The sequence below is a fragment of the Psychromonas sp. Urea-02u-13 genome (assembly GCF_002835995.1).
Lineage (GTDB): Bacteria > Pseudomonadota > Gammaproteobacteria > Enterobacterales > Psychromonadaceae > Psychromonas.
The window spans coordinates 1-1,150 of the sequence record NZ_PJBZ01000202.1; the positions used below are offsets into that span (position 1 = coordinate 1).

The 1,150-nt window shown below is 41.0% G+C and carries 1 protein-coding gene; it reads left to right on the forward strand.

The window, feature by feature from the left end; genetic code table 11:
* The first annotated feature begins 8 nt into the window (after positions 1 to 8).
* Entirely contained in the window at positions 9 to 1,145 is a 1,137-nt protein-coding gene (locus tag CXF74_RS21380; protein WP_101084658.1) for an ISAs1 family transposase, read from the forward strand.
* Positions 1,146 to 1,150: the final 5 nt, after the last annotated feature.

Genomic DNA, 1,150 nt, shown 5'->3' on the forward strand with positions numbered 1-1,150 from the left:
TACTTGGCATGAGCACTACGTTCTTAAAGCACTTTGATTCTATTACTGATCCTAGGATTGAACGCTGTAAAAAGCATAACCTCTTAGATATTCTCCTTCTCGCGATAAGCGCAGTACTCTCGGGGGCTGAAGGCTGGGAAGATATTGAAGATTTCGGGCATTTAAAGTTAGATTGGCTTCGTCAATATCGACCTTTTGAAGCAGGAATCCCGAAGCACGATACAATTGCCCGTGTTATTTGTCGTTTAAAAGCGGAAGAAATAGAAGCTGCTTTTCAATCATGGATATCATCTCTCGTTGAAATAACTGGATGTGATGTTATTGCTATCGATGGAAAGACAGCACGTCGTTCATTTTCAACTAAAGAGCGTAAAAATGCGCTTCATACCGTCAGCGCTTGGAGTTGCCAACACCAATTAGTTTTAGGGCAAACAGCCGTCGATGCAAAGACAAATGAAATTACAGCAATTCCAGAACTTTTAACGATGTTAGATATCGAAGACAGCATCATTACGCTCGATGCTATGGGATGCCAGAAAAAAATAGCCGAACAAATAATTAAACAAAAGGCGGATTATATTCTTGCCCTCAAAGGGAATCATTCAGGGATGCAAGCAGAGCTAGAGGCTTGGTGGCATAAAACTCAGCGAGAAGGTTTTTCAGGAAATAATTATGACGAACATACCGATATAGACAGCGGGCATGGTCGAATTGAGACAAGAACATGCAAACAGGTACTGATTGATAAAGGCTGGCTGAGCAAAGAGTATCGATGGTCTGGCTTCAAAAGCATCATCAAAGTCAGCTCAGAAATACATGAAAAATCCACTGGCAAAGATACAACAGAAACACGTTGGTATATCTCTTCGTTGAATTTGAATGCAGAGCAATCACTTCATGCAGTTCGTAGTCACTGGCAAGTAGAAAGCATGCACTGGGTACTTGATATGACATTTAGAGAAGATGAATCTCGTATACGAAAAAAACAAGGACCACTCGCTTTTAATATAATGCGAAAAATAGCAATGGCGCTATTTAAACAAGATGAGACCAAAACAGCTAGTATGGCGCGTAAAAAGAAGATGGCAGGACTGGACGATGATTATCGTTCAACCCTTCTAGAATCAGGGATTAAAATGCGCTAGCCGTG